Source organism: Streptomyces sp. NPDC004539, assembly GCF_040610055.1.
Taxonomy (GTDB): domain Bacteria; phylum Actinomycetota; class Actinomycetes; order Streptomycetales; family Streptomycetaceae; genus Streptomyces.
In genome coordinates this window covers 131,512-156,992 of record NZ_JBEXLS010000001.1, presented here as the reverse complement: position 1 = coordinate 156,992, position 25,481 = coordinate 131,512, and the positions used below count along the sequence as shown (strand labels likewise).

Genomic DNA, 25,481 nt, shown 5'->3' with positions numbered 1-25,481 from the left:
CGACCGCACCGACCCGGAGGGACACGAGATGTTCAACGCCTTCGAGGAACTCTTCTCGCCGGGTCGCAAGCACACCCAGGACGAGCAGAACCGGCTGGAGCTGACGCGGGAGGACGTGGGGGACGGCGATCCGGGGCGGGGGCCGATAGACCTGTCGTCCGGGAAGGTGACGGTGCGGGCGCCCAAGGCGCAGGAGCCGGACGCCGGGGAGCAGGGGTCAGGTCACCTGTAGTTCCAGGACGCGGTCGTCGCCGTCGCGGACGTTGCCCCGGCCGTCCGTGTTGCTGGTGGTCACCCACAGCCTGCCGTCGCCGGCCGCGACGACCGTGCGCAGCCGGCCGTACTCCTGGCCCAGGAACGCCTGGGGGTCGGCGGAAGCCTCCGTGCCGTTCAGCGGGATGCGCCACAGCCGCTGTCCCCGGAGCCCGGCCATCCAGATCGAGCCCTCGGCGTAGGCGATGCCGCTCGGGGAGGCGTCGGAGGTGGGCCACTTCGCGAGGGGGTCGCGGTACTTCGGGTCGTCGGAGGTGCCCTCCGCCTCGGGCCAGCCGTAGTTGCCGCCGGGGGCGATCGCGTTCAGCTCGTCCCAGGTGTTCTGGCCGAATTCGGCGGCGAACAGCCGCTGTTTCGCGTCCCAGGCGAGCCCCTGGACGTTGCGGTGGCCGTACGAGTAGACGGCCGAGCCGGGGAAGGGGTTGCCGGGGGCGGGCTCGCCCTCGGGGGTGAGCCGCAGGATCTTGCCGCCGAGCGACTTCAGGTCCTGGGAGAGCCCGGTGTCCCCGGACTCCCCGGTCCCCACGTACAGCATCCCGTCGGGCCCGAACGCGATCCGCCCGCCGTTGTGGATGCGCCCCTTGGGGATGCCCTTGAACACCGTGTCGGGAGCCCCCAACTGCTGCCCCGCCGGGCGCTGTTCGTCGTACCGCATCCGGACGATGCGGTTGTCCGACTCGGACGTGAAGTACGCGTACACCATCCGGTCCGAGGCGAACCGCGGCGACAGCGCCAGCCCGAGCAGCCCCCCTTCCCCGGCCGCCGACACCCCCGGCACCTCACCCACCTCGGTCTTCCGCCCGTCCCCCACCCCGACCAGCGTGACCGTCCCCTCGTCCCGCGACCCCACCAGCAGCCCCCCACCGGGAATCGCCGCCACCCCCCACGGCGACTCCAGCCCCTCGGCGACGGTCCGCACCACCCGCACACTCCCCTTGGCGGGCGGCACCTGCGAGCCGCCACCCTGCGACGACGCGGACGGACTCGCGGCGGACGCGGACGGCGCCCCACCCCCCGACGGCCCCCCGGACGAACACCCCGCCCCGAACAACAGCGCCCCCACCGCCACCCCGGCCACCACACCTCGACGTCCCACGATCCCGGTCCCTTCCACGCGGCGGCCCCTATCTGTGCGGCGACTCTTACCTGTCATACACATCCGGCGTCCCACAAGTTCCCGATCCGGCCGCCGGATTCAGTCCCAGGACCCCAGCGCCCCCGGCAGCGAGGCCACCTCCGCGAGGTCCTCCGGGGTCAGGTGTATCCCGGTGGCTCCGGCGTTCTCGGTGACCCAGCGTTCCTGTTTCGCGCCCGGTACGGCGATGACCTGCTTGCCCTGGGCGAGGACCCAGGCGAGGGCGATCTGGGCGACGGTCGCTCCGTGGCGGGCGGCGATCCGGCGCAGGCCGGCGACGATCGGCTGGTTGGCGGCCATCATCTCGGCGGTGAAGCGGGGGTGGTGGGCGCGCATGTCGTCGGGTTCGAAGCCCTGGCCGGGGGTGAGGGTGCCGGTGAGGTAGCCGTTGCCCAGCGGCATGGCGGCGAGGAAGGTGATGTTCCGGGAGGCGCACCAGGGGAGGAGGGAGGCGAGCGCCTCGGGGGACCAGACGGACAGTTCCGCCTGGACCGCGCCGACGGGGAACACCTGCTGGACGCGCGTCAACTGACGGAGTGTCGGCTCGTGGAGGTGCGCGCTGGACCGGCGGCCACCGCGCGCCCCCAGGGCGCACAGGCCGAGCGCCCGCACCTTCCCCGCCTGGACGAGTTCGGCCATCGCCCCCCAGGTCTCCTCGACCGGGACCTCGGGGTCGGCCCGGTGCAGCTGGTAGAGGTCGATGACGTCGGTCTGGAGCCGCCGCAGCGACGCGTCGCACGCCCGGCGGACGTACCCGGGCCGCCCGTTGGCGACGAGGTGCTGGTCCCCGGCCAGCAGCCCGACCTTCGTGGCGACGAACGCCTCGTCGCGCCGCTCCCGCACCACCCGTCCCACCAGCAGTTCGTTGGTGAACGGGCCGTACATGTCGGCGGTGTCCAATAAGGACGAGCCGAGGTCCAACGCCCGGTGCACCGCTCTCGCCGACTCGTCGCCCCGTCGCCGCGATCCGCTGTACCCCCAGCTCATCGGCATGCACCCGAGTCCGACGGCCCCCGCCGAGAGTGCGCCGGCGCCGATCGTCCTGCGCTCCACCTGCCCCTGACCCTCCCTGTCCTGACCCTCAAACCTAACCGCTGGACGCACGTGTCCCTGACATAGCCTCCTGCCCATGACTGACGACACCGCACGTCACAGCGTTCAAGACGTCTGGCTCTCCATCCCGCCCGAGGAGATCGAGGGGCTGCCGGAAGGGCCGAACTACCTTTTCTGGGACGGGGGTCCGGAGGGCACGCAGCCCTATCCCGGTGATCCGGCGAGGTGCGCCTTCTACGTAGTCCCGTACATGAAGCGCCACCCCGTGAAGACCCGCCCGCTCCCCGAGATGCCGAACCTCAAGGTCGTCCAGACCCTCACGGCCGGCGTGGACGACATCACCGCACGCCTCGAACTCCTCCCGCCCGGCGTGCAGTTGTGCAACGCCCGCGGCGTCCACGAGACGAGCACCGCCGAACTCGCCCTCACCCTCACCCTCGCCTCCCTGCGCGGCATCCCCGGTTTCGTGCGGGCCCAGGACCGCCAGGAGTGGGCGAGCGGCTTCCACCCGGCCCTCGCCGACCGCACGGTCCTCGTCCTCGGCTACGGCGCGATCGGCGCGGCCATCGAGGACCGGCTCGCGCCGTTCGAGGTCGCGCGGGTGGTGCGGGTCGCGCGCTCCGGGCGCACGACGGAGCGCGGACCGGTGCATTCCATCGAGGAGTTGCCGGAACTGCTTCCGCTCGCGGACGTCGTCATCGTGGTGACGCCGCTCACGCAGAGCACTCACGGGCTCGTCAATGCGTCGTTTCTCGGCCGCATGAAGGACGGCGCGTTGTTGGTCAATGTGGCGCGTGGGGCGGTCGTGGACACCAAGGCGCTCCTCGCGGAGCTGGAGTCGGGGCGGCTGACGGCCGCGCTGGACGTCACCGACCCCGAGCCGCTGCCGCCGGGCCACCCGCTGTGGAGCGCGCCGGGAGTCCTGATCAGTCCGCACGTCGGCGGCCCGAGCAGCGCTTTTCTGCCACGGGCCAAGCGTCTGCTGGTGGACCAGTTGGTGCGATATGTGAACCGGGAGCCCCTGCGGAACGTGATCCTCACGACGGGCGCGGCAGGCGAGTAATCCGGTTCAGGTACCCTCCGCAGTCCTCCGGACGCGGGGTGTACCGGCATCGCCGCTGGTCGTCACGGAGCGTAGAGGAACTATGTCCCTGAGTGACGAGACTGGTGTATCGTCCCGGACAGGGGCTGCGCCGCGCACATTCGGCGCCGGGGAGACGGACGTTCACGGATTTGTGAGGGGGGCGACGGGCGATGCACGGCCTACGGGCGACCGATCCGACGCGGCGAGGCCGCCGACGGCGACCCTGGAGCACCGCGACAGACAGACACGGTCAGTACGACGGTCACACCACCACCCACCGCGACCGAAGCAGCGCGTCCCGCACCGGCACCGACCACCCGCCCCACACCGGCGACCACCACCGCCCGGGGCCGAAGCAGACCGGGAGGCCCTGGTGAACTCGCCGCCCTCCGCCATGACGACGACGCTCGACGATATGCTGCGCCCCCACCCCGCACCAGGGACGTCGCGGCCCCGGCCCCCGGCCTCCGGCTCGACCCGGACCCTGATCCACCAACTCCTCATCGCCCTGGTCTGCGCGGGCTACGCCGTCGGCTCCGCACTCGGCTGGGGCTCCCCGCAACTCGCCCTGATCATGGGCGACTTCGGCCTCGGCGTCGCCGCCGGCACCGCGGCCGTCTCCTGCTTCCTCTACGCGCGCAGCCGCCACGTCCGCTTTCGACCGGCCTGGCTGCTGTTCGCCCTCTCCTCCGCGATGGCCTCCCTCGGCAACCTCGTCTGGGGCTGGTACGAGGTCGTGCTCGGCGTCCCGGTGCCGAGCCCGAGCTACGCCGACCTGTTCTTCCTGTGCTTCGCGCCGCCCGCCATCGTCGGCCTCCTGGTGCTCGCCACCCGCCCGGTCTCCAAGGCCGGCTGGGTCTGCCTCGCGCTGGACGCCTGGCTGATCGCGGGCTCGCTGCTGACGCTCTCCTGGAGCCTCGCGCTCGCCCAGGCCGCCAAGTTCGACGGCCCGAGCGTCGCCCACACCGCGCTCTCCCTGGCCTATCCGCTGCTGGACATCGCGCTGGTCAGCATGGTCCTCGTCCTGCACTTCCGCAGGTCCTCGGTGAACCGCGCCGCCGTCAACACCGCCGTCGGCGCCCTCGCGCTCACGGTCATGTGCGACGCCCTGTTCACCTCCCCCCTGCTGCACAACGACTACCGCTCGGGCCAGCTCCTCGACGCGGGCTGGTTCGCCGGCTCCCTGCTGCTGGCCTACGCCCCCTGGGCCGCGGCCCGCTCCCAGAGCGAGTCCGCCGGCGGCCTGTGGGGCGGCCAGTACGGCGGCCACCCCCGCGTCGTCCACGAACACGTCCCGGGCCGCACCGCCCCCCACGCCCTCGACCACCCGAGGCCGCAGCCCAGCACCCCCCCTCCCGACCACCTCCGCCCGCTGGCCACCCGCCCCATCACGGGCTCGCTGGCCGCCCTCACCCCGTACCTCGCGGCGGCGGTCTGCACGCTGGGCATCCTCTACAACGTCCTCAACGGCCGCAGCGTCGACCGCGTCGTCCTGCTCACCGGAGGCGCCGTCGTCCTCGCCCTCGTCGTCCGCCAGGGCATCATGCTCCTCGACAACGTCAAGCTCACCCAGGAACTGGCCCAGAAGGAGAACCACTTCCGGTCCCTGGTGCAGGGTTCGAGCGACGTCATCATGATCGCCGCCCCCAACGGCAGCCTGAAGTACGTCTCCCCGGCCGCCGCCGGGGTCTACGGCCGTCCCGCCGAGGAGATGCTCGGCCGCGAGCTGGCCCACTTCATCCACCCCGAGGACCTGGGCTGCGTGGTCCACGAGGTACGCCGCTTCCTCGCCACCAGCCCCTACGACGAACCCACCACCCGCATCGAGTGCCGCTTCCGCTCCGGCGACGGCGGCTGGCTGAACGTGGAGTCCACCGTCAACCGCCACCACGGCGGCCTGATCTTCAACAGCCGCGACGTCACCGAACGCGTCCGCCTCCAGGCCCAGCTCCAGCACAGCGCCGAGCACGACCCGCTCACCGACCTGCCCAACCGCGCCCTGTTCACCCGGCGCGTCCAGCAGGCCCTCTCCGGCCGCCGCAGCTCCGACCGGGGCCACGCCCTGCGGGGCACGGCCGTCCTCTTCATCGACCTCGACGGCTTCAAGGCCGTCAACGACACCATCGGCCACGCCGCCGGGGACGTCCTCCTGATCCAGGCCGCCCGCCGCCTCCAGGAGGCCGTCCGCCAGGGCGACACCGCCTCCCGCCTCGGCGGGGACGAGTTCGCGGCGCTGATCATGGGCGACGGCTCACGTGACCGCGGCGCCCGCGAGCGGCACATCCTGGAGCTCGCCGACCGCCTCAGGATCGCCCTCTCCCAGCCCTACGCCATCGACGGCAACGACGTCCGGGTCGCCGCCTCCATCGGCGTCGCCTTCGCCGAACCCGGCCTCGGCGCGGGCGAGCTGCTGCGCAACGCCGACCTCGCGATGTACCGCGCGAAATCCGGCGGCAAGGGCCGGGTCGAGCTGTACCAGCCGCAGATGCAGCAGGACGTCGTCCGCAAGGCCGAGCTGGCGACCCGGCTGCGCGCGGCGCTCAACGACGGCGAGTTCACGCTCCTGCACCAGCCCGTCGTACGGCTCGCCGACGGCCGGATCTCGTCCGTCGCGGCCGTCGCGCGCTGGCGCTCCTCGCAGGGGGTGCTGTTCACGCCGGCCGAATTCCTGCGCGTCGCCGAGGACAGCGACAAGACGGCCGAACTCGGGCAGTGGGTGCTCGCGGAGTCGGTCGAGCGGGCCGCCGAGCGGGCGGCGGCCGGCGTCTCCGTACCGGTCACGGTCCGCACGAGCGCGCGCAGGCTCGTCGACCGGTCCTCGCCGCTCGCCTCCATCGAGGCGCTCCTCACCCGGCACGGCCTGCCCTCCGGGGCGCTCACGGTCGAGCTGGCCGACGTCGACCCGAAGGTGCCCCTGGAGGACCTGGAGCGCCGTCTGGGCGCCCTGCGGCGGCTCGGCGTCCGGATCGTGCTCGACGGTCTCGGCACCGGCTCCACGGGCCTCACGGCGCTGCGCAGGCTCCCCGTGGACGTCCTCAAGCTGGACCGGGGGCTCGTCGAGGGCGTCGTCGAGTCCGCCCGGCTGAACAAGATCACCGCCGGGGTGCTCAGGATCGCGTCCGACCTCGGGCTCGACTCCGTCGCCGAGGGGGTCGACCTGCCCGAACAGGTCGTCGCCCTGCGGGAGATGGGCTGCACCCACGGCCAGGGCACGGCCTTCTCCGCCCCGCTCGACGAGTACCGGCTGCGCCGCGCGCTCGCCTCCGGCCGCTACCCGGTCCCGCACGGACCGGCGGAACCGGCGCTGGCGGGCGGGGGGCCGGCCCACGGCTGACCACCATGCCCATGGCTCACATACTGAGACCCCCGTCCCACCCGCTTGACAGTCGGTGCGCGTCGGGGGGAGGGTCAATGCCATGCGCACCCGAATTCTCGTACTTGGACAGCGCGTCGGCTGAAGCTGTGGACGCCCGGAAGACCCGGACCTCCCAGCGCACGCACCCGACGCGCTCCCCTCGCTTGCCTTACGGCACGAGGGGTTTTTTGTTGCACGGACGCCTTCCGGGCAACAGTCGCACTTCGCACGAAACCCGCAAAAAACCCTCAGCATCGAGAAGAGAATGCCGATGACCGAGCAGGCCACCGGGGCCCCGCATCCGCAGCCGCGGCCCCGATCCGGAGGACACTCCACTCCCGTCGAGCACGTGACGGGTGCGCAGTCCCTCGTCCGCTCGCTGGAGGAGGTCGGGGCCGACACCGTCTTCGGCATTCCGGGCGGCACCATCCTGCCGGCGTACGACCCGATGATGGACTCCAAGCGGGTGCGCCACGTCCTGGTCCGCCACGAACAGGGCGCGGGCCACGCCGCCACCGGCTACGCGCAGGCCACCGGCAAGGTCGGCGTCTGCATGGCGACCAGCGGCCCCGGCGCCACCAACCTGGTCACCCCGATCGCGGACGCGAACATGGACTCGGTGCCGCTCGTGGCGATCACCGGGCAGGTCGTCTCCGCCGCCATCGGCACCGACGCCTTCCAGGAGGCGGACATCGTCGGCATCACCATGCCGATCACCAAGCACAGCTTCCTCGTCACCAAGGCCGAGGACATCCCCCGGACCATCGCGCAGGCGTTCCACATCGCCTCCACCGGCCGCCCCGGCCCGGTCCTGGTCGACATCCCCAAGGACATCCTCCAGGCGAAGACCACGTTCTCCTGGCCCCCCGCCATGGACCTCCCCGGCTACCGCCCGGTGACCAAGCCGCACGCCAAGCAGATCCGCGAGGCCGCCAAGCTGATCACCCAGGCCAAGCGGCCCGTCCTGTACGTCGGCGGCGGCGTCATCAAGGCGCAGGCCACGGCCGAGCTGAAGGTCCTCGCCGAACTGACCGGCGCCCCCGTCGTCACCACCCTGATGGCGCTCGGCTCCTTCCCCGACAGCCACCCCCAACACCTCGGCATGCCCGGCATGCACGGCACGGTCGCCGCCGTCACCGCGCTCCAGAAGTCCGACCTGCTCGTCACCCTCGGCGCCCGCTTCGACGACCGCGTCACCGGCAAGCTCGACAGCTTCGCCCCCGACGCGAAGATCGTCCACGCCGACATCGACCCGGCGGAGATCGGCAAGAACCGCGCGGCCGACGTCCCGATCGTCGGCGACGCCCGCGAGGTCATCGCAGACCTGATCCAGGCCGTCCAGAAGGAGCACAGCGAGGGCCACCAGGGCGACTACAGCGCCTGGTGGAAGGACCTCAACCGCTGGCGCGACACCTACCCGCTGGGCTACGACCTGCCCGCCGACGGCACTCTCTCCCCCCAGCAGGTCATCGAGCGCATCGGCCAGCTCGCCCCCGAGGGCACGATCTTCACCGCCGGCGTCGGCCAGCACCAGATGTGGGCCGCCCACTACATCCAGTACGAGAAGCCGGCCACCTGGCTCAACTCCGGCGGCGCCGGGACCATGGGGTACGCCGTCCCCGCCGCCATGGGCGCCAAGGCCGGCCGGCCCGAGCGCACCGTCTGGGCCATCGACGGCGACGGCTGCTTCCAGATGACCAACCAGGAACTCACCACCTGCGCCCTGAACAACATCCCGATCAAGGTCGCCGTCATCAACAACGGCGCCCTCGGGATGGTCCGCCAGTGGCAGACCCTGTTCTACAACCAGCGCTACTCCAACACGGTCCTGCACTCCGGCCCCGAGGACGTCAACCCCGAGGCGCGCGGCACCCGCATCCCCGACTTCGTGAAGCTCTCCGAGGCGATGGGCTGCCACGCGATCCGCTGCGAGTCCCCCGCCGACCTCGACAAGGTCATCGAAGAGGCCAACGCGATCAACGACCGCCCGGTCGTCATCGACTTCATCGTCCACGAGGACGCCATGGTCTGGCCGATGGTCGCCGCCGGCACCTCCAACGACGAGATCATGGCCGCCCTGAACGTCCGCCCCGACTTCGGCGACAACGAAGAAGACTGAGAGAAGGCTTCAGCAGACCATGTCCAAGCACACGCTCTCCGTCCTCGTCGAGAACAAGCCCGGCATCCTCGCCCGGATCGCCGCCCTGTTCTCCCGCCGCGGCTTCAACATCGACTCCCTCGCCGTCGGAGTCACCGAGCACGCCGACATCTCCCGCATCACCATCGTCGTGAGCGTCGACGCACTCCCCCTGGAACAGGTCACCAAGCAGCTCAACAAGCTCGTCGAGGTCCTGAAGATCGTCGAACTGGAACCCGCACAGGCCGTCCACCGTGAACTCGTTCTGGTGAAGGTCCGCGCGGACAACGAGACCCGCTCCCAGATCGTCGAGATCGTCCAGCTGTTCCGCGCCAAGACCGTCGACGTCTCCCCGGAGGCCGTCACCATCGAGGCCACCGGCGGCGCCGACAAGCTCGGCGCCATGCTGAAGATGCTGGAACCCTTCGGCATCAAGGAACTCGTCCAGTCCGGCACGATCGCCATCGGCCGCGGCTCCCGCTCCATCACGGACCGCTCGCTGCGCGCCCTCGACCGCAGCGCGTAATCCGTATACCGAGACCCGAAATCTTCCCCTCACCCCGCCGTCATACGGTGGGGTGGGACGCAACACCTGCACTCAAGGAGAGAACCCACAGTGGCCGAGCTGTTCTACGACGCCGACGCCGACCTGTCCATCATCCAGGGCCGCAAGGTCGCGGTCATCGGCTACGGCAGCCAGGGCCACGCCCACGCGCTGTCCCTGCGCGACTCGGGCGTGGACGTCCGCGTCGGCCTGCACGAGGGCTCCAAGTCCAAGGCCAAGGCCGAGGAGCAGGGCCTGCGCGTGGTCACCCCCGCCGAGGCCGCCGCCGAGGCCGACCTCATCATGATCCTGATCCCGGACCCGATCCAGGCCAAGGTCTACGAGGAGTCCATCGCCCCGAACCTGAAGGACGGCGACGCGCTGTTCTTCGCGCACGGCTTCAACATCCGCTTCGGCTTCATCAAGGCCCCCGAGGGCGTCGACGTCGCCCTGGTCGCCCCCAAGGGCCCGGGCCACCTCGTCCGCCGCCAGTACGAGGAGGGCCGCGGCGTCCCCGCGATCGCCGCCGTCGAGAAGGACGCCACCGGCAACGCCTTCGCGCTCGCCCTCTCCTACGCGAAGGCCATCGGCGGCACCCGCGCCGGTGTCATCAAGACGACCTTCACCGAGGAGACCGAGACCGACCTGTTCGGTGAGCAGGCCGTCCTCTGCGGTGGTACGTCCGCCCTGGTCAAGGCCGGTTTCGAGACGCTGGTCGAGGCCGGCTACCAGCCCGAGATCGCCTACTTCGAGTGCCTGCACGAGCTGAAGCTCATCGTCGACCTCATGTACGAGGGCGGCCTGGAGAAGATGCGCTGGTCCGTCTCCGAGACCGCCGAGTGGGGCGACTACATCACCGGTCCCCGCATCATCACGGACGCCACCAAGGCCGAGATGAAGCAGGTCCTCGCCGAGATCCAGGACGGCACCTTCGCCCAGAACTGGATGGACGAGTACCACGGCGGCCTGAAGAAGTACAACGAGTACAAGGACGCCGACTCCGAGCACCTCCTGGAGACCACCGGCAAGCAGCTCCGCAAGCTGATGAGCTGGGTGAACGAAGAGGCGTGAGCCTGAGGCGAGGGGGCCGGTACGACGCGTTCCGGCCCCCTCGCCCGCCTTGTGCCGGAGTCCTGTCTCGTAATTTTCCCGAGACGTCTAAGACACCTCCCGGCGCTATTACACTGCTGCACATCACGCGTCAGGCCCACAGTGTCGTGCGTCTTCCGCGGTAGCCCCCTCCTCCGCCGCGGCCGTCGGGACGGCCGTCCGCGCATTGGACCTGTGAGGACTCACGTGAGCTCGAAACCTGTCGTACTCATCGCTGAAGAGCTGTCGCCCGCGACCGTGGACGCGCTTGGCCCCGACTTCGAGATCCGGCACTGCAACGGAGCGGACCGAGCCGAACTGCTCCCCGCCATCGCCGATGTCGACGCGATCCTGATCCGCTCCGCCACCAAGGTGGACGCCGAGGCCATCGCCGCCGCGAACAGACTGAAGGTCGTCGCACGAGCCGGCGTCGGCCTCGACAACGTCGACGTCTCCGCCGCCACCAAGGCCGGCGTGATGGTCGTCAACGCCCCCACCTCCAACATCGTCACCGCCGCCGAACTCGCCTGCGGTCTGCTGCTCGCCACCGCGCGGCACATCCCGCAGGCCAACGCCGCGCTGAAGAACGGCGAGTGGAAGCGCAGCAAGTACACCGGTGTGGAGCTGGCCGAGAAGACGCTGGGCGTCGTGGGTCTCGGCCGCATCGGTGCTCTGGTGGCGCAGCGGATGTCCGCGTTCGGGATGAAGGTCGTCGCGTACGACCCGTACATCCAGCCGGCGCGCGCGGCGCAGATGGGCGTGAAGGTCCTGACGCTGGACGAGCTGCTCGAGGTGTCGGACTTCATCACCGTCCACCTGCCCAAGACCCCCGAGACCGTCGGTCTGATCGGTGACGAGGCGCTGCGCAAGGTCAAGCCGACCGTGCGGATCGTCAACGCCGCGCGCGGCGGGATCGTCGACGAGGAGGCGCTGTACTCGGCGCTGAAGGAGGGGCGCGTCGCCGGGGCCGGTCTCGACGTCTACGCGAAGGAACCCTGCACGGACTCCCCGCTCTTCGAGTTCGACCAGGTCATCTCCACCCCGCACCTGGGTGCCTCCACCGACGAGGCCCAGGAGAAGGCGGGTATCGCGGTCGCGAAGTCGGTGCGTCTTGCGCTCGCCGGTGAGCTGGTGCCCGACGCGGTCAACGTCCAGGGCGGGGTCATCGCCGAGGACGTCAAGCCGGGGCTGCCCCTCGCCGAGCGGCTCGGCCGGATCTTCACCGCGCTCGCCGGTGAGGTCGCGGTCCGGCTCGACGTCGAGGTGTACGGCGAGATCACGCAGCACGATGTGAAGGTGCTGGAGCTCTCGGCTCTGAAGGGTGTCTTCGAGGACGTCGTCGACGAGACGGTCTCCTATGTCAACGCTCCCCTCTTCGCGCAGGAGCGCGGGGTCGAGGTCCGCCTCACGACCAGCTCCGAGGCGACGGACCACCGCAACGTCGTGACCGTCCGCGGCACCCTGTCGGACGGCGAGGAGGTCTCCGTCTCCGGGACGCTGGCCGGCACCAAGAACGTCCAGAAGATCGTGGCGGTCGGCGAGTACGACGTCGACCTCGCTGTCGCCGATCACCTGGTGGTCCTCCGCTACGAGGACCGTCCCGGCGTCGTCGGCACCGTCGGCCGTATCTTCGGCGAGGCCGGTATCAACATCGCCGGCATGCAGGTCGCCCGCGCTGCCGCCGGCGGCGAGGCGCTGGCCGTCCTCACGGTGGACGAGGCCGTCGCGGCCGGCGTCCTGGCGGAGGTCGCCGCGGAGATCGGCGCGACGTCGGCCCGTGCGGTGAACTTGGTCTGACAGACCTCGGCCCACCCACCCGTTTACTGTCGGTTGGGTGGTGAACGCCGAAACCCCCTGGGGGCGGACCGAGTAACTCCGGCCCGCCCCTTCGTGGTTGCCTCCGGCGGGGCCCAGCCGGGCACTGCCGTGTGCGGGCTGCGGGCCGTGCGTGGCTGGTCGCGCAGTTCCCCGCGCCCCTGGGTGGGTGGGGGTGCTGGCGGTGGTCTGCCGAAGGCCGTGCGATGTGTCGATGTGCGGTCGGTGTTTTTTAGGGGCGCGGGGCTGTGTCGATGTGCGGCTCTGCGGCGTGGGCGCGATCAGCTACGACGGTGCGGCAGTAGCCCACCTGACGCGGGGCGGTCGGTGTTTTTAGGGGCGCGGGGCTGTATCGATGTGCGGCTCTGCCGCGCGTGGGCGCGATCAGCCACGACGGTGCGGCAGTAGCCCACCTGACGCGGGGCGGTCGGTGTTTTTCAGGGGCGCGGGGAACTGCGCGATCAACCACGACGGCGCGGCAGCGGCCCACTCGCCGATGCCCCCGTGACGATCGGCGGACCGGCGTTCATCGGCCAACGTAGGGCGGTCGGTGTTTTTAGGGGCGCGGGGAACTGCGCGACCAGCCACCGCGGCGCAGCAGCAGCCCACTCACCGAAGCCCCCGCCAACACCACACCCCCAGCGATCGCGGCCCCCTGCATCCCTGAGGTGAACGCCTCGCGGGCTGCCGTGGCCAAGCCCGGGAACCGGTCGGCGACGGCGAGGGCGCTGCCCAGGGTCTCGTGGGCGGTGGCCGGGGCGGAGGCGGGTATCTCGTGTCGGTAGAGGGCCGTTCCGATGGAGCCCAGGACGGCCATCCCCATCGCGCCGCCGAACTCGGTTCCGGTCTCAAGGAGGGCCGCGGCGGAGCCGGCCCGCTCCACCGGGGCCAGACCGAGCGCGAGGTCCGTCATGGAGGACATGACGGCGACGATCCCGCAGGACAGCACCGCGCAGGCGGTGAGGACGAGCCACAGGGAGTCGGTACCGGCGAGGGCCAGCATGGCGTACCCGCAGGCGGCGACCAGGAACCCGGCGGTGACGACGTACGCACGGTCGACGCCCTTCTGGACCGCACCGGTCGCGAGGGGTGCCGCGACGCCGATGGGGACGGCGGGCAGCAGGGCCCACAGGGAAGCCTCCAACGCGCTCTTGCCGAGGACCGATTGAAGGTACTGCGTGGTGAAGAACGCGGACCCCATCATCCCGAACGCGGCGACGAGATTGAGCCCGAGGGCGACCCCGAACCCCCGTCCCCGGAACAGCGCCGGGGAGATCATGGGGTGCCGAGCCCTCCGCTGGCGTCGAACGAACAGCACCGCGAAGACCACCCCGACCCCGACGGCCAGCAGATACTCCCCCCGAACCCCCTCGGACGGAATCTCCTTCAGCCCGTAGACGACAGGCAGCACCGCGGCCATCGACAACGGCACACTCACCCAGTCGAACGCCCCCGGCGAAGGATCACGGGACTCCGGCAACAGCACCGGCCCGAGCACCAGCAACAGCCCCATCGCGGGCAGGTTGACGAGAAACACCGACCCCCACCAGAAGTACTCGACGAGCACCCCGCTCATCACCGACCCGAGCGCCACCCCGGCGGTCATGACGGTCGACCACAGCCCGATCGCGGTGGCCCGCTGCCCGGGGTCCGTGAACATGGTCCGCACGAGCGCCATCGTGGACGGCATCAACGTCGCCCCGCCCACCCCCAGCAGCGCCCGCGCCGCGATCAACGTCTCGGCGGAGTGCGCGTACGCGGCCAGCAACGAGGCCACCCCGAACGCCACGGCCCCGAACATCAGCAGCCGGCGCCGCCCGATCCGGTCCCCGACCGACCCCATGGTCATGAGCAGCCCGGCCAGCACGAACGCGTAGATGTCGAAGATCCACAACTGCTGCGTCCCGCTGGGCTCCAGATCGGCGCTGATCGCGGGCACGGCGAAGTAGAGGACGGACACGTCCATGGAGACCAGCAGCAACGGAAGCATCAGCACGGCGAGAGCGGTCCACTCACGCCGTCCGGCACGGTTCACGTGCGTCGTCGAGTGCGTCATGCCGGGAAATATACAACCGTCTTAAACGTTTGTATAGGACGGTTGTGTAAGACGCTCGTCTGGGACGGTTGTATGAACCACGGCTAGACTGCCCCCATGGGCCACCGTGAAGATCTCCTGGAGGGCGCCAAGCGCTGCCTCCTCGCCAAAGGCTTCGTCCGCACCACCGCCCGCGACATCGTCAAGGAGTCCGGCACGAACCTCGCCTCGATCGGCTACCACTACGGCTCGAAGGACGCCCTGCTCGCCCAGGCGTACATCGACCTGGTCGAAGGCATGTCGGACGGCTTCGAGGGCCCCGAACTCAAGGGCGCGCCAGGCTCGCTGGAGCGTTTCCAGGAGGTGTGGACGAACGTCGTCGCGACGATGCAGGGCCCCGCCTCGTTCTGGCGCCTCAGCATGGAGATCGTCGTCATGGGCGACCAACTCCCGCAGGTGAGGGACGAGTTGGCCAAGGCGCAGCGCGAGGGCTCACGCGGCTTCGTCGAACTGTTCACCGGCGTCCCGGAGGTCGAGGTGACGGACGACACGACCGACACCCTGGGCCGCTTCTACACGACGCTGATGCTGGGCCTGATCGCCCAGTGGACCTTCGACCCCCAGTCGGCCCCGGACGCGGGCGCGTTGACGGAGGGCCTGCGCCGCCTCATGACCGCGGCGACCCCGAACTGACCCTCCCGTCCCGCAACTCGACGACCCGGTCCGCGAAGTGCCGTACGACGGACCGGTCGTGACAGATGAACAGATAGCCGAGCCCCAGCTCGTCCCGCAGATCGGCGAGCAGGTTCAACACCCCCGCCCGCACGGACGGATCGAGCGCCGACACCGGCTCGTCGAGCACCAGCAGCCGCGGCTCGGACGCCAACGCCCGCGCGATCCCGACGCGTTGGCACTGCCCGCCGGACAGCTCATGCGGACGCCGCCCCGCGTGGGCCGGGCTCAGCCCGACCCGGTCGAGCAGCTCGGCCACCTGCCGCGGCCCGCTCTCCGCATCCCACCTCCCCTGCACCTTCAACGGCTCCGCGACCGCGTCCCGCACCCGGTGCCGGGGACTCAGCGAGCCGTACGGGTCCTGGAACACGGGCTGCATACGCCGCCGCAGCGGCCGTAGCTCCCGCTCCGCGAGCCCCGTCAACTCCCGCCCCTCGAACCACACTTCCCCCGAGGCGGGCCGGCGCAACTGCAACACGGCGAGCGCGGTCGACGACTTCCCGCACCCACTGGGCCCGTCCAGCGCCAGGGTCTCCCCGGCGTCCACCGAGAACGACACCCGGTCCACGGCGGTGACGGAGCCGTAGCGGACGACGAGGTCACGGACGCCCAACAGAGGCTGATTCACATGCCCTCCCGGCGATGCGAGTTCTCCTGAGGGCGCGGGCTCTCCCGCCGGCGCAGGTTCTCCGGTCGATCCACGCTCTCCGGCTGCCTCACACTCTCCCCGTGATGGCACGCCACCCCCCGCCCCTCGACCTCCCGAAGCCGAGGCTCCTCCACCCGGCACACCTCCGTCGCGAAGACACAGCGCGGCGCGAACGCGCACCCCGCCCCGAACGCCCCCGGCAGCGGCGCGTCACCGGCGAGCACCGGCAGCCGCTTCGGCCCGCCCGGCCGGGGCAGCGAGGCCAGCAGCCCGGCCGTGTAAGGCGCCCGGGGCGTCTCCAACACCCGCTCCACGGAACCGAGTTCGACGACCTGCCCGGCGTACATCACCAACACCCGGTCGGCATGCCGCCGTACCGCCTCCACGTCGTGCGTGACCAGCACCAGCGCCCCCGGCCGGGCCCGCAGCAGCCCGAGCACCCGCTCGCGCCGCTCCTCGTCCAGCGCGGTCGTCGGCTCGTCCGCCACCAGGATCTCCGGCTCGTTGACCGTCGCCATCGCGACGACCGCCCGCTGCCGCATCCCCCCGGAGTACTCGTGCGGAAACGCCCGCGCCCGCCGCGCCGCGTCCGGAATCCCGACCCGCTCCAGCGCGGCGACCGCCAGCGCCCGCGCCTCGCTGCGCGACACCCGCCGCACCGACCGTACGGCGGCGGCGAGTTGGTCCCCGACCGGGTGCACCGGCGAGAGCGCCGACAGCGCGTCCTGCGGAACCAGCGCGATCCGCCGCCCCCGCTGCCCCGACAGATCCGGCTCCACGGCCCCGCCCCGCACCGCCTCCCTCGGCAGCATCCCGAGCAGCGCCCGAGCCGTGAGCGACTTCCCGGCCCCCGACTCCCCGACGATCGCCAGCACTTCACCGGCCCGCACGTCGAACGAGACCCCCCGAACGGCCTCGACCCCACCGAAGGAGACCCGCAGATCACGGACGGAGAGCAACGGGGCTTCCCCGGAGGTCACTTCCTCGACCGCCGTCACACCGGTCGCCTCTTCCTCGGTCCCCGTCCCGCCCGGCACGCCTTCCCCGCCCGGCCCCGCATTCCGGCGCCGGCCCGCCCCACCGAACCCCAACTCCCCTCCACCCCGCACCACTTCCTCACGCCGCAAGGGACACCTCCCGCTCACCCTTCCGCTCCCGCCCCTCCACGAACGCCGCCCCCGACACCGCGAGCCCCGCCAGCACGGCCAGTGCCACCGCCGGGGCCAGCGCGGCCCAGGGGGCCCGTTCCACGTACGCGCGTGACTCGTCGAGCAGCAACCCCCATTCCGGGGCCGGGGGTTGGGCGCCGAGGCCCAGGAAGCCGAGCGAGGCCAGGGCCAGCGCGATCCCCGGGAGCCGCAGCAGCGCGTGCCGGGCGACCGGGCCCGCGACGGTGGGCAGGACGTGCCGGGTGAGAATCCACAACGGCGTGGCCCCGATGGCCCGTTGGGCCGTCAGGAACGCCGACGCCCGTACCTCCTGCACCAGCGCCGCCGTGTGCGCGGCCAGCGCCGGCCAGGAGAGCAGGGCGACCGCCAGTGCCGCGCCGCCCGTTCCGGGGCCGGTCGCGGCGGCGACCAGGATGCCGACGACGACCGGCGGCAGGGCGTTGGCGATGTCCGACGCCCCGGCCGCGACACCCGGCAGGAAACCGAGGGCGAGCCCGACGACCAGCCCCAGCAGACACACGGCGGCGGCCGTCCCGACGGTCGTCGCGGCCCCGTGCCCGAGCCGCGCCAGGACATCCCGGCCGAGCCCGTCCGTCCCCAGCGGATGCCCCCAACTCGGTGCGACCAGACGCTCGTTCGTGCGCACGGCGTACGGGTCCCGCAGCAGCCCCCACCCGACGGTCACCGCGAGCAGCGTGAACAGGGACAGCGGCACGGCGACCGGCACCCGCACCGGACGCGGCGGCGGCAGCGCGAGCGACGCGTCCCGCAGCGCGGGCCCCAGCAGTCGGCGCCGCAGCAGCGCGGACAGCGCCCCGATGGCCAGCCCGAGCAGCAGCAGCGCCAGCACCGAGCCCTGGAGCAGCGGCAGATCCTGCGACTTGGCCGCGCCGAGCGCCGTACGCCCGATGCCGGGGACCGCGAAGACGGTCTCCACGGCGACGGCCCCGCCGGTCAGACCGACCGCCGCCATCCCGAACTGCGGTACCAGCGGCGGCAGTACACGCCGCAGCGCCGCCCCCGCCACCCGCGTACGGCTCACCCCGGCCCCTCGCCACAGCTCGACCCACCGCTCGTCGAGGACGGCGGGCAGCGCGTCCGCGACGAGCCGGCCGAGGAGCCCGCCGGCGGGGACGCCGAGCGCGACGGCGGGCAGCACCAGATGCGCCGGGCCCTCCCATCCGGACGTCGGCAGCCACCCGAGCCACACCCCGAACACCAGCAGCCCGACGGTCGCGAGGAGGAACTCCGGTACGGCGGCCAGCATCGCGGCCCCCGCCCCGGCCGACCCCCGCCCCCGCACCAGCACCGGCGCCACGAGCAGCGCCGCCAGCAGCACCGCGACCGCGAACGCCCCGCCCATCAGCGCCAGCGACACCTGGAGCCCGGCGACCACGGACGGCAGCACATCGGTCCCCGACACCCACGACGTCCCGAAGTCCCCGCGCACCAGATCCCCGCCCCAACTCCCCAGCAGGGAAAGGGGACCGGCGTCCAGCCCGAGATCCCGCCGGATCGCCTCCAGCGCCTCCCGCGTCGGCTCCTGCTCCGCCGACCGCGCCCGCAGCACGGTCAGCGCCGGATCGTTCCCCGACAGCCAGGGCAACAGCCCGACGGCGGCGACGACGGCGAGAAGCCCGAGGAGCCGGGTGATCGCGGCGGGGGAGAGCCGCAGACGCGAGCCGAACCGCGAGTCCGGTGCGAACCGCTTCACTTGACGTACGTGCCCGCCGTGACCAGCTCCCGCTCGCGCGGGTCGTGCGCCGCGTCGACCACCCCGGCCGCGTCCCCCTGGATGACCCGCTCGTGCAGCATCGGTACGGCCGCGTCCGTCGCCAGGACGGCAGCCTCCCCGGCGATGATCGCGGCCCGCCGGGCGTCGCCGGTCGGCTGGGCCCCGGCCTTCTTCAACGCGGCGTCCACGGAAGGGCTCTTGAGCTGGGCGATGTTGAAGGAGCCGTCGGACGCGAAGTCGCTGTACAGGTACGCGGCCGGGTCGCCGGAGTCGAGGACGGTCGCCCGGGAGAGGATGAACGCGTCGAACTTCCCGGCCAGCGCGTCCGCTTCGATCGCCGAGTACTCCCGCACCTCCAGCCTGACCTTGAACCCGGCCTTCTGGAGCTGCTGTTGGAGCGTCGCGGCGACCTCGGGCAGCTCGGCGCGGTCGGTGAACGTCCCGATGGTGATGCTCGTGCCCTTCGGCTGACCGGCCGCCACCCGCGTCACCGGCTTGCGGAGCCGGGCGGCCCACGGGAGCGCGGGGCCGAGCAGCCCCTGGGCGACGTCCGCGCGGCCCTCGTACACGCCCTTCACGATCGACTGCGCGTCGATCGACTGCCGGGCGGCGGCCCGCAGGGCGGGGTCCTTGAAGGGCCCCGAAGAGGTGTTCAGATAAAGGGTGTTGGTGCGGGGCATCGGGACTTCGGTGATCAGCTTCTCGTCGAGCAGGGCCGCCTGGGAGACCGGGACCGCCTCCACGATGTCCGCCTCGCCGCTGCGCAGGGCGGCGGCGCGTGCCGTGCCGTCCGGGACGAACTTCACGTCGATACCGGGGGACTTGGCCTTGGTGCCCCAGTAGCCGTCGTACCGGTCGAGGGCGGCGGACGAAGTGCCGTTCACCGAGACCAGCTCGAAGGGGCCGGTGCCGGCGCCGACGGGGTTCACCGTCTTTCCGGTGTACGCCTTCGCCGCGAGGATCGACAGCTGGGGGGAGCTGAGACGCTGGGGGAGGAGGGGGTCCTCGTCGGTGGTCGTGATGACGACGTTGTCACCGGAGCCGGAGCCGGAGGCCGTCACGGTGAGGTCCACGCCGTCCAGGATGCGGGGCTTGGGGGAGGCGGTGGCGGCCCTGGTCAGCGCGCGGACGACCGCCGGGGCGTCCAGCGCCGTACCGTCGTGGAAGGTGACCCCGGTGCGCAGGGCGAACGTCCAACTCTTCCCGGACCGCGTCCACTTGGTGGCCAGCGAGGGCTGCGCGTCGCCGTCCGCGTCCAGTTTCACGAGCGTCTCCGCCGTGGACCAGCGGGACAGCTTGAACGCGTCGTCCGACAGCGGCGAGAGCCCCGACCTCGGCGGCTGCATCATCGCGACACGGACGCGCTTCCCGCCGTCCCCGCTCGCGTCGGACGACCCCGTGAAGCACCCCGAGACGAGCAGCGTCGAGGCCGCCGTGAGGGCGGTGGCGGGTATCAGACGGCGAGCGGGCAGGCGCACGGAGCCCTCCGGGTAAAGGGGTGGTCAAGGCAGAGTCGACCAGACCGTAGCACGATGACAATCGTTTTCAACAGTCACCTTCTCGCCGACCGCGCCCTTACAACCGCGCCCCCTTCAACACCATGTGCAGCAACAACCGGTCCTCCCCGTCGTCCAGATCCAGCCCCGTCAACTGCTCCACCCGCGACAGGCGGTAGTACAGCGTCTGCCGGTGGATGCCGAGCGCCGCCGCCGTCCGTCCCGCCTGGCCCGCGTGGTCCAGGTACACCTCGGCGGTCCGGGCCAGCTCCCGGTGGGCGGGGGAGAGCAGCGGGGCGACCGCCGGGTCCTCGACCGGCCCCAGTGACGTCAGCAGCCGGTACGCCCCGATCCGCTCCCACTCCGCGACCGGCCCCAGCCGGGGCGCGGCGAGCGCGGCGCGCGCCGCGGCCGACGCCTCCGCCCACGAGACCGCCACCTCCTCCAGCCCCTCCCGGGCGACGGACACCCCGGCGACGGCCCCCGCCCCGGCCCGCTCCAGCAGCCGCGCGCCGACGTCGACGCGGGGGAGCGGGCGCAGCAGGACGGCCAGGGCCCGGCGCGGTACGGGGACACCGGACGGGGCCCCGTGGGAGGCCGCGTCCCGCGTTCCGTACGAGTCCGGGGCCGCCCCCCTCGCAGCCGCCCCGCCCCCCTCCACCCCGCACAGCGCCACCGCCCCCGGCACCATCCGCACCGACGGCACCTCGCCCGGCCACGGCGTCACGCACACCACCACGCACGGACCGTCCGCCCGGTCGCCGACCGCCGTCCGCAGCTCGGCGACCGCCATGTCCCGCTGCCAGCCGGCCCCCGCGCCCAGCACCGCCCGCAGCTCCCGGCTCAGATCCGCCCCGTGCTGCGCCTCGTCCCCGAGGAGCACCCCGATCCGGGCCGTCACCTCCATGGCCGCCGCCAGCCGGGCGTCGTCTAGCGCGTCGGAGTCCAGCAGCCAGACGTAGCCGAGGACGACGTTCCGATGGCGGACGGGGAGGCAGATCCGGCCCCGGTGCACCCCGGCCTCCGGGGTCGGCGGAATCCGGACGGGCCCGCTCGCGCGGGTGATCCCGAACCCCTCGAACCACTCGCGTACGGCGGCCGTCGAGCGCCGCGTGAGGATCGAGCGGGCGCGGACCGGGTCCAGCGCGGAGGCGTCCAGGTCGGCGTCGCTGTCGTACACGCCGAACGCGATCAGTTCGAAGTCCCGGTTCTCCAGGGTCGCGGGGGCGCCGAGGAGGCCGGAGATCTCGTCCACGAGGTCCTGATAATCCGGTGTCACCGGGACATTCTGCGCCACCGGAGGCGCTGTTTCATACATCTGTCTGAGATCCCCACCACGGATGCGTGACACCTGTCGATGGCCCACGATCGGAGAGATCCTTAGGTTCACGGTGACTTGGTGCTCATGTCTGTGGAGGTGCCCCGTGCTGGGTCCCGTGATTCTCGCCGCCTCGCGCAGCGACCGGATGCGCCGGCTGGTGACGGCCGCCCCGGTGACCAGGCAGGTCGTCGACCGGTTCATCCCCGGGGAGACGGTCGACGACGTCGTACCGATCGTCGTCGACCTCACCTCGAAGGGGCTGGAGCTGACGATGGACGTCGTCGGCGAGGACATCACCACCCCCGAGCAGGCGACGGCCGCGCGCGACGCGTACCTGCTGCTGATCGAGCGGCTCGGCGAGCTGGGGCTCGGCGAGAAGGTCGAGGTATCCGTCAAGCTGTCGATGTTCGGCCAGGCACTCGAAGGCGGGCACGACCTGGCCCTGCGCAACGTCCGCCGGGTCGTCGAGGCCGCCGACGCGATCGGTACGACGGTGACGCTGGACGCCGAGGACCACACCACCCTCGACTCGATGCTCGCGATCCACGCCGACCTGCGCCGCGACTTCCCCAAGACCGGCTGCGTCCTCCAGGCGTACCTGTTCCGCACCGAGTCCGACGCCCGCCGCCTCGCCGCGAGCGGCAGCCGCGTCCGCCTCGTCAAGGGCGCCTACAAAGAGCCCGCCGAAGTCGCCCACCAGCAGAAACACGAGATCGACAAGGCGTACGTCCGCATCCTGCGCGTCCTGATGAACGGCGACTGCTACCCCATGGTCGGCTCCCACGACCCCCGCCTGATCTCCATCGCCCAGGAACTCGCCCACCGCGCCCACCGCAAGCCCGACGAGTACGAGTTCCAGATGCTCTACGGCATCCGCAGCGAGGAACACCTCCGCCTGGCCGCCGAGGGCCACCGGATGCGCGTCTACACGGCGTACGGGACCGACTGGTACGGCTACTTCATGAGACGCCTTGCCGAGAAGCCGGCGAACCTGCGCTTCTTCGCGCGCTCGACGCTCACCAAGCACTGACGTTGACCAAGTACCCATATCCACAAGGGAGTTGTTCATGGACGCTGTGACCCAGGTCCCCACCCCCGTCAACGAGCCGGTGCGGGGTTACGCCCCCGGGTCGCCCGAACGGGCCCGGCTGGAAGCGAAGTTGAAGGAGCTGGCGGACGGTCCGATCGATCTGCCGTGCACGATCGGCGGGGAGCGGCGGATGGGGGGCGGGGACGCCTTCGAGGTGGTCCAGCCGCACAATCACCGTGCTGTGCTGGGGACTTACCGCAACGCGACCCAGCAGGACGCCCGGGACGCGATCGACGCGGCCCTCGCCGCCGCGCCGGCGTGGCGGGCGATGTCCTTCGACGACCGTGCCGCGATCATCCTGCGCGCCGCCGAACTCCTCGCCGGCCCCTGGCGGGAGACGATCGCCGCCTCGACGATGCTGGGCCAGTCGAAGACCGTCCAGCAGGCCGAGATCGACAGCCCCTGCGAACTCGTCGACTTCTGGCGCTTCAACGTCCACTACGCCCGCCAGATCCTCGCCGAACAGCCCCCGGCGAACTCCCCGGGCGTCTGGAACCGCCTCGACCACCGCCCTCTCGAAGGGTTCGTCTACGCGATCACCCCCTTCAACTTCACCGCGATCGCGGGCAATCTGCCGACGGCCCCCGCGCTGATGGGCAACGTCGTGGTGTGGAAGCCGTCCCCGACGCAGACCCACGCCGCCGTCCTCCTCATGCGGCTCCTCGAAGAGGCCGGTCTCCCCAAGGGCGTCATCAACCTCGTCACCGGCGACGGCCTCGCCGTCTCCGAAGTCGCCCTGGAACACCGCGACTTGGCGGGCATCCACTTCACCGGCTCCACCAGGACCTTCCAGTACCTATGGAAGACGGTCGGCGCCAACATCGAGAAGTACCGCTCGTACCCGCGCATCGTCGGCGAGACCGGCGGCAAGGACTTCGTCGTCGCCCACCCCAGCGCCGACCGCGCGGTCCTCAAGACGGCGCTCACGCGGGGCGCGTTCGAGTACCAGGGCCAGAAGTGCAGCGCCACCTCCCGCGCCTACATTCCTGCCTCCATCTGGAACGACGGTTTCCGCGAGGAGTTCGCCGCCGAGGTCGACGGCATCGCGATGGGCGACGTCACCGACCTCTCCCACTTCATCGGCGCCGTCATCGACGAACGCGCCTTCGCCAAGAACAAGGCCGCGATCGACCGCGCGAAGCAGGACCCGACGTGCACGATCGTCGCGGGCGGCACCTACGACGACTCCGTCGGCTGGTTCGTCCGTCCGACGGTCGTCGAGTGCACCGACCCCGCCAACGAGGTGTTCCGCACGGAGTACTTCGGCCCGTTCCTCGCCGTGCACGTCTACGAGGACGACGCGTACGACGCGATGCTGAAGCAGATGGAGTCGGTCTCCGACTACGCGCTCACCGGTTCCGTCATCGCCGGCGACCGCGCGGCGGCGGCCCGCACCATGGCCGAACTCCGGTACGCCGCCGGGAACTTCTACATCAACGACAAGTCCACCGGCGCCGTCGTCGGCCAGCAGCCCTTCGGCGGCGGGCGGGCCTCCGGCACCAACGACAAGGCCGGCGCCCCGCAGAACCTCACCCGCTGGACGCTGACGCGAGCCATCAAGGAGACGCTGGTCGCGCCGACGGACTACACGTATCCCCACATGGGGTGAAGTGCCCCGGGGTGCGCGGCTCGTGCTAGCGTCACGCACCCCGGACCACCGGCACGCATGGCCGACCATCCTTGAGGGAAGGCACACCAGATGAGCCAGGAGCCGGTGTCCACCGTCCTCTTCGACCTCGGTGACGTCCTCTTCCGCGACCCGTGGGAGACGCTTCTCCTCACCGAACGCACCGGCCTCGCCGACCGGTTGGGCCTCGACCGCGAGAAGGTCGCCGAGACGGGCCGCAAGCTGTGGCACCGCTTCAGCCTCACGGAGACCAACGAGCAGGACTACTGGAAGGCCCTCTCCCGCCGCCTGGGCCAGCCCGTCTCCCCGTTCCTGATACGGGAGTTGGAGGAGGAACTCCTCCTCGCCAACCCGGCTGCCGAGACGATGCTCTCCGCCGCCGCGGACCGCCGTATCGGCATCGTCTCCAACAACACCACGTTCTGGTACGCCAAACAGTCCGGCCGCCTCCGCCTCGACAAGTGGATCGACCCCACCCTCGTCCTCCTCTCCTGCCGCGAGGGCGTCTCCAAAGGCACCCCGGGCGAGGGCCTCTTCGAGCGCGCGGCCCGCCACGTCGACCCCGCGACGACCCTCATCGTCGAGGACCGCCCCCGCAACATCACCCGCGCCCGCTCCGCCGGCTTCCGCACTCTGACGTACTCGTTCTCAGCCTCTTCCGGGGTGATGCCGCAGGAACTGCTGGACATCATCAGGGGATGACGGACAGAACCTCCAGGGAAGACCCAGCCTCCCCAACGGGGTGCTGATCCCCGCCTGCCTGGTCTTCGTGCCGGGCGCGGCCAAGGCGAGCCTGCTGATCTGGCTGGTGTCATGAAGGTCGAGCACCAGATCAACGCGCACCTCGGCGGCCAGTACCTGGAGTGGGAGGGGCGGCTCGTGTCGTCCGGCACGCACATGGGGTACCCGTACGGGTCCTTCGCGGGGGACCTGCTGGGGGTGCTGGTGTACGCGGTGGGTGCCGAGGTCGGCTACCTGTGGTTCTTCATGCGGCGGTGGCGGACGATCAGGGGGGCGACGCACAGTGCGTAGCCGCAGGTCGGGGCGGTGCCGTCTCAGATAGTAGGAAGTCCGAGTAACTGTGCAGACAACGGCGCTCCGCGCCCGTAACTTTGTAGGAGCCGAACGTCTCGCTCGACCAA

The 25,481-nt window shown here is 71.4% G+C and carries 20 protein-coding genes; 12 read left to right on the top strand and 8 right to left on the bottom strand.

Annotated features, from left to right (window positions below; genetic code table 11):
* Positions 1-28: 28 nt before the first annotated feature.
* Entirely contained in the window at positions 29-232 is a 204-nt protein-coding gene (locus ABZX85_RS00720) for a DUF6191 domain-containing protein (protein ID WP_355861192.1), read from the top strand.
* Here the strand turns inward: ABZX85_RS00720 and ABZX85_RS00715 are convergent.
* The gene (locus ABZX85_RS00715; protein ID WP_355861190.1) at positions 218-1,426 is read right to left on the bottom strand and encodes a PQQ-dependent sugar dehydrogenase; all 1,209 of its coding nucleotides are present in this window, start codon (positions 1,424-1,426) and stop codon (positions 218-220) included. The genes ABZX85_RS00720 and ABZX85_RS00715 overlap by 15 nt on opposite strands.
* A gap of 42 nt (positions 1,427-1,468) precedes the next feature.
* Positions 1,469-2,461, bottom strand: coding sequence for an aldo/keto reductase (locus tag ABZX85_RS00710; protein WP_355861188.1), 993 nt, complete (start codon positions 2,459-2,461; stop codon positions 1,469-1,471).
* 76 nt (positions 2,462-2,537) lie between these two features.
* On the opposite strand from ABZX85_RS00710, the gene ABZX85_RS00705 reads away from it, so the two are divergent.
* The 6 genes from ABZX85_RS00705 to serA all read left to right on the top strand — a co-directional run bounded on the left by ABZX85_RS00705 (position 2,538) and on the right by serA (position 12,467).
* Positions 2,538-3,524 (top strand): 2-hydroxyacid dehydrogenase, encoded by a 987-nt coding sequence (locus ABZX85_RS00705; protein WP_355861186.1) that lies wholly within the window; start codon positions 2,538-2,540, stop codon positions 3,522-3,524.
* A gap of 394 nt (positions 3,525-3,918) precedes the next feature.
* On the top strand, positions 3,919-6,879 hold the full coding sequence (locus ABZX85_RS00700) for an EAL domain-containing protein (RefSeq protein ID WP_355861184.1): 2,961 nt from the start codon (positions 3,919-3,921) through the stop codon (positions 6,877-6,879).
* A 292-nt stretch (positions 6,880-7,171) separates the two neighbouring features.
* Entirely contained in the window at positions 7,172-9,019 is a 1,848-nt protein-coding gene (locus tag ABZX85_RS00695; protein ID WP_355861182.1) for an acetolactate synthase large subunit, read from the top strand.
* Between the two features lie 19 nt (positions 9,020-9,038).
* The gene (gene ilvN / locus ABZX85_RS00690; protein WP_355861180.1) at positions 9,039-9,563 is read left to right on the top strand and encodes an acetolactate synthase small subunit; all 525 of its coding nucleotides are present in this window, start codon (positions 9,039-9,041) and stop codon (positions 9,561-9,563) included.
* Between the two features lie 90 nt (positions 9,564-9,653).
* Positions 9,654-10,652 carry a ketol-acid reductoisomerase gene (gene ilvC / locus ABZX85_RS00685; RefSeq protein WP_355861178.1) on the top strand — a complete coding sequence of 333 codons (999 nt, stop codon included), beginning with the start codon at positions 9,654-9,656 and terminating at the stop codon, positions 10,650-10,652.
* 225 nt (positions 10,653-10,877) lie between these two features.
* A complete protein-coding gene (serA, locus tag ABZX85_RS00680; protein ID WP_355861176.1) occupies positions 10,878-12,467 on the top strand; it encodes a phosphoglycerate dehydrogenase in 1,590 nt (529 codons plus the stop codon).
* Between the two features lie 574 nt (positions 12,468-13,041).
* Here the strand turns inward: serA and ABZX85_RS00675 are convergent.
* Complete coding sequence (locus ABZX85_RS00675; RefSeq protein ID WP_355861174.1) at positions 13,042-14,541, bottom strand: MFS transporter; 1,500 nt, start codon at positions 14,539-14,541, stop codon at positions 13,042-13,044.
* Positions 14,542-14,637: 96 nt separating this feature from the next.
* On the opposite strand from ABZX85_RS00675, the gene ABZX85_RS00670 reads away from it, so the two are divergent.
* Positions 14,638-15,213, top strand: a complete 576-nt coding sequence (locus tag ABZX85_RS00670; protein WP_355861172.1) for a TetR/AcrR family transcriptional regulator — start codon at positions 14,638-14,640, stop codon at positions 15,211-15,213.
* Here the strand turns inward: ABZX85_RS00670 and ABZX85_RS00665 are convergent.
* From ABZX85_RS00665 to ABZX85_RS00645, 5 genes are all read right to left on the bottom strand, one after another.
* Entirely contained in the window at positions 15,188-15,880 is a 693-nt protein-coding gene (locus tag ABZX85_RS00665) for a dipeptide/oligopeptide/nickel ABC transporter ATP-binding protein (protein WP_355861170.1), read from the bottom strand. The two genes, ABZX85_RS00670 and ABZX85_RS00665, sit on opposite strands and share 26 nt — an antisense overlap.
* Complete coding sequence (locus tag ABZX85_RS00660) at positions 15,877-16,881, bottom strand: ABC transporter ATP-binding protein (RefSeq protein ID WP_355862282.1); 1,005 nt, start codon at positions 16,879-16,881, stop codon at positions 15,877-15,879. The genes ABZX85_RS00665 and ABZX85_RS00660 overlap by 4 nt, the downstream gene beginning before the upstream one ends.
* 136 nt (positions 16,882-17,017) lie before the next feature.
* Positions 17,018-18,745, bottom strand: a complete 1,728-nt coding sequence (locus ABZX85_RS00655; protein ID WP_355862280.1) for an ABC transporter permease subunit — start codon at positions 18,743-18,745, stop codon at positions 17,018-17,020.
* 35 nt (positions 18,746-18,780) lie between these two features.
* Positions 18,781-20,283 carry an ABC transporter substrate-binding protein gene (locus tag ABZX85_RS00650; RefSeq protein WP_355861168.1) on the bottom strand — a complete coding sequence of 501 codons (1,503 nt, stop codon included), beginning with the start codon at positions 20,281-20,283 and terminating at the stop codon, positions 18,781-18,783.
* Between the two features lie 97 nt (positions 20,284-20,380).
* Positions 20,381-21,619, bottom strand: a complete 1,239-nt coding sequence (locus tag ABZX85_RS00645; protein WP_355861166.1) for a helix-turn-helix domain-containing protein — start codon at positions 21,617-21,619, stop codon at positions 20,381-20,383.
* 106 nt (positions 21,620-21,725) lie between these two features.
* Between ABZX85_RS00645 and ABZX85_RS00640 the strand changes: the two genes are divergently transcribed.
* The 4 genes from ABZX85_RS00640 to ABZX85_RS00625 all read left to right on the top strand — a co-directional run bounded on the left by ABZX85_RS00640 (position 21,726) and on the right by ABZX85_RS00625 (position 25,371).
* The gene (locus ABZX85_RS00640; protein WP_355861164.1) at positions 21,726-22,652 is read left to right on the top strand and encodes a proline dehydrogenase family protein; all 927 of its coding nucleotides are present in this window, start codon (positions 21,726-21,728) and stop codon (positions 22,650-22,652) included.
* A 37-nt stretch (positions 22,653-22,689) separates the two neighbouring features.
* Complete coding sequence (gene pruA / locus ABZX85_RS00635) at positions 22,690-24,321, top strand: L-glutamate gamma-semialdehyde dehydrogenase (protein WP_355861163.1); 1,632 nt, start codon at positions 22,690-22,692, stop codon at positions 24,319-24,321.
* A gap of 90 nt (positions 24,322-24,411) precedes the next feature.
* Positions 24,412-25,041, top strand: coding sequence for an HAD-IA family hydrolase (locus tag ABZX85_RS00630; RefSeq protein ID WP_355861161.1), 630 nt, complete (start codon positions 24,412-24,414; stop codon positions 25,039-25,041).
* A gap of 111 nt (positions 25,042-25,152) precedes the next feature.
* Positions 25,153-25,371, top strand: coding sequence for a hypothetical protein (locus ABZX85_RS00625; protein WP_355861159.1), 219 nt, complete (start codon positions 25,153-25,155; stop codon positions 25,369-25,371).
* Positions 25,372-25,481 lie beyond the last annotated feature (110 nt).

Bases quoted from the DNA above. Each gene is read 5' to 3' on its own strand.
- ABZX85_RS00720 (WP_355861192.1), top strand. From the start codon at position 29: ATGTTCAACGCCTTCGAGGAACTCTTCTCGCCGGGTCGCAAGCACACC.
- ABZX85_RS00715 (WP_355861190.1), bottom strand. From the start codon at position 1,426: ATGACAGGTAAGAGTCGCCGCACAGATAGGGGCCGCCGCGTGGAAGGG.
- ABZX85_RS00705 (WP_355861186.1), top strand. From the start codon at position 2,538: ATGACTGACGACACCGCACGTCACAGCGTTCAAGACGTCTGGCTCTCC.
- ABZX85_RS00695 (WP_355861182.1), top strand. From the start codon at position 7,172: ATGACCGAGCAGGCCACCGGGGCCCCGCATCCGCAGCCGCGGCCCCGA.
- ilvN (WP_355861180.1), top strand. From the start codon at position 9,039: ATGTCCAAGCACACGCTCTCCGTCCTCGTCGAGAACAAGCCCGGCATC.
- ABZX85_RS00675 (WP_355861174.1), bottom strand. From the start codon at position 14,541: ATGACGCACTCGACGACGCACGTGAACCGTGCCGGACGGCGTGAGTGG.
- ABZX85_RS00670 (WP_355861172.1), top strand. From the start codon at position 14,638: ATGGGCCACCGTGAAGATCTCCTGGAGGGCGCCAAGCGCTGCCTCCTC.
- ABZX85_RS00645 (WP_355861166.1), bottom strand. From the start codon at position 21,619: ATGTATGAAACAGCGCCTCCGGTGGCGCAGAATGTCCCGGTGACACCG.
- pruA (WP_355861163.1), top strand. From the start codon at position 22,690: ATGGACGCTGTGACCCAGGTCCCCACCCCCGTCAACGAGCCGGTGCGG.
- ABZX85_RS00630 (WP_355861161.1), top strand. From the start codon at position 24,412: ATGAGCCAGGAGCCGGTGTCCACCGTCCTCTTCGACCTCGGTGACGTC.
- ABZX85_RS00625 (WP_355861159.1), top strand. From the start codon at position 25,153: ATGAAGGTCGAGCACCAGATCAACGCGCACCTCGGCGGCCAGTACCTG.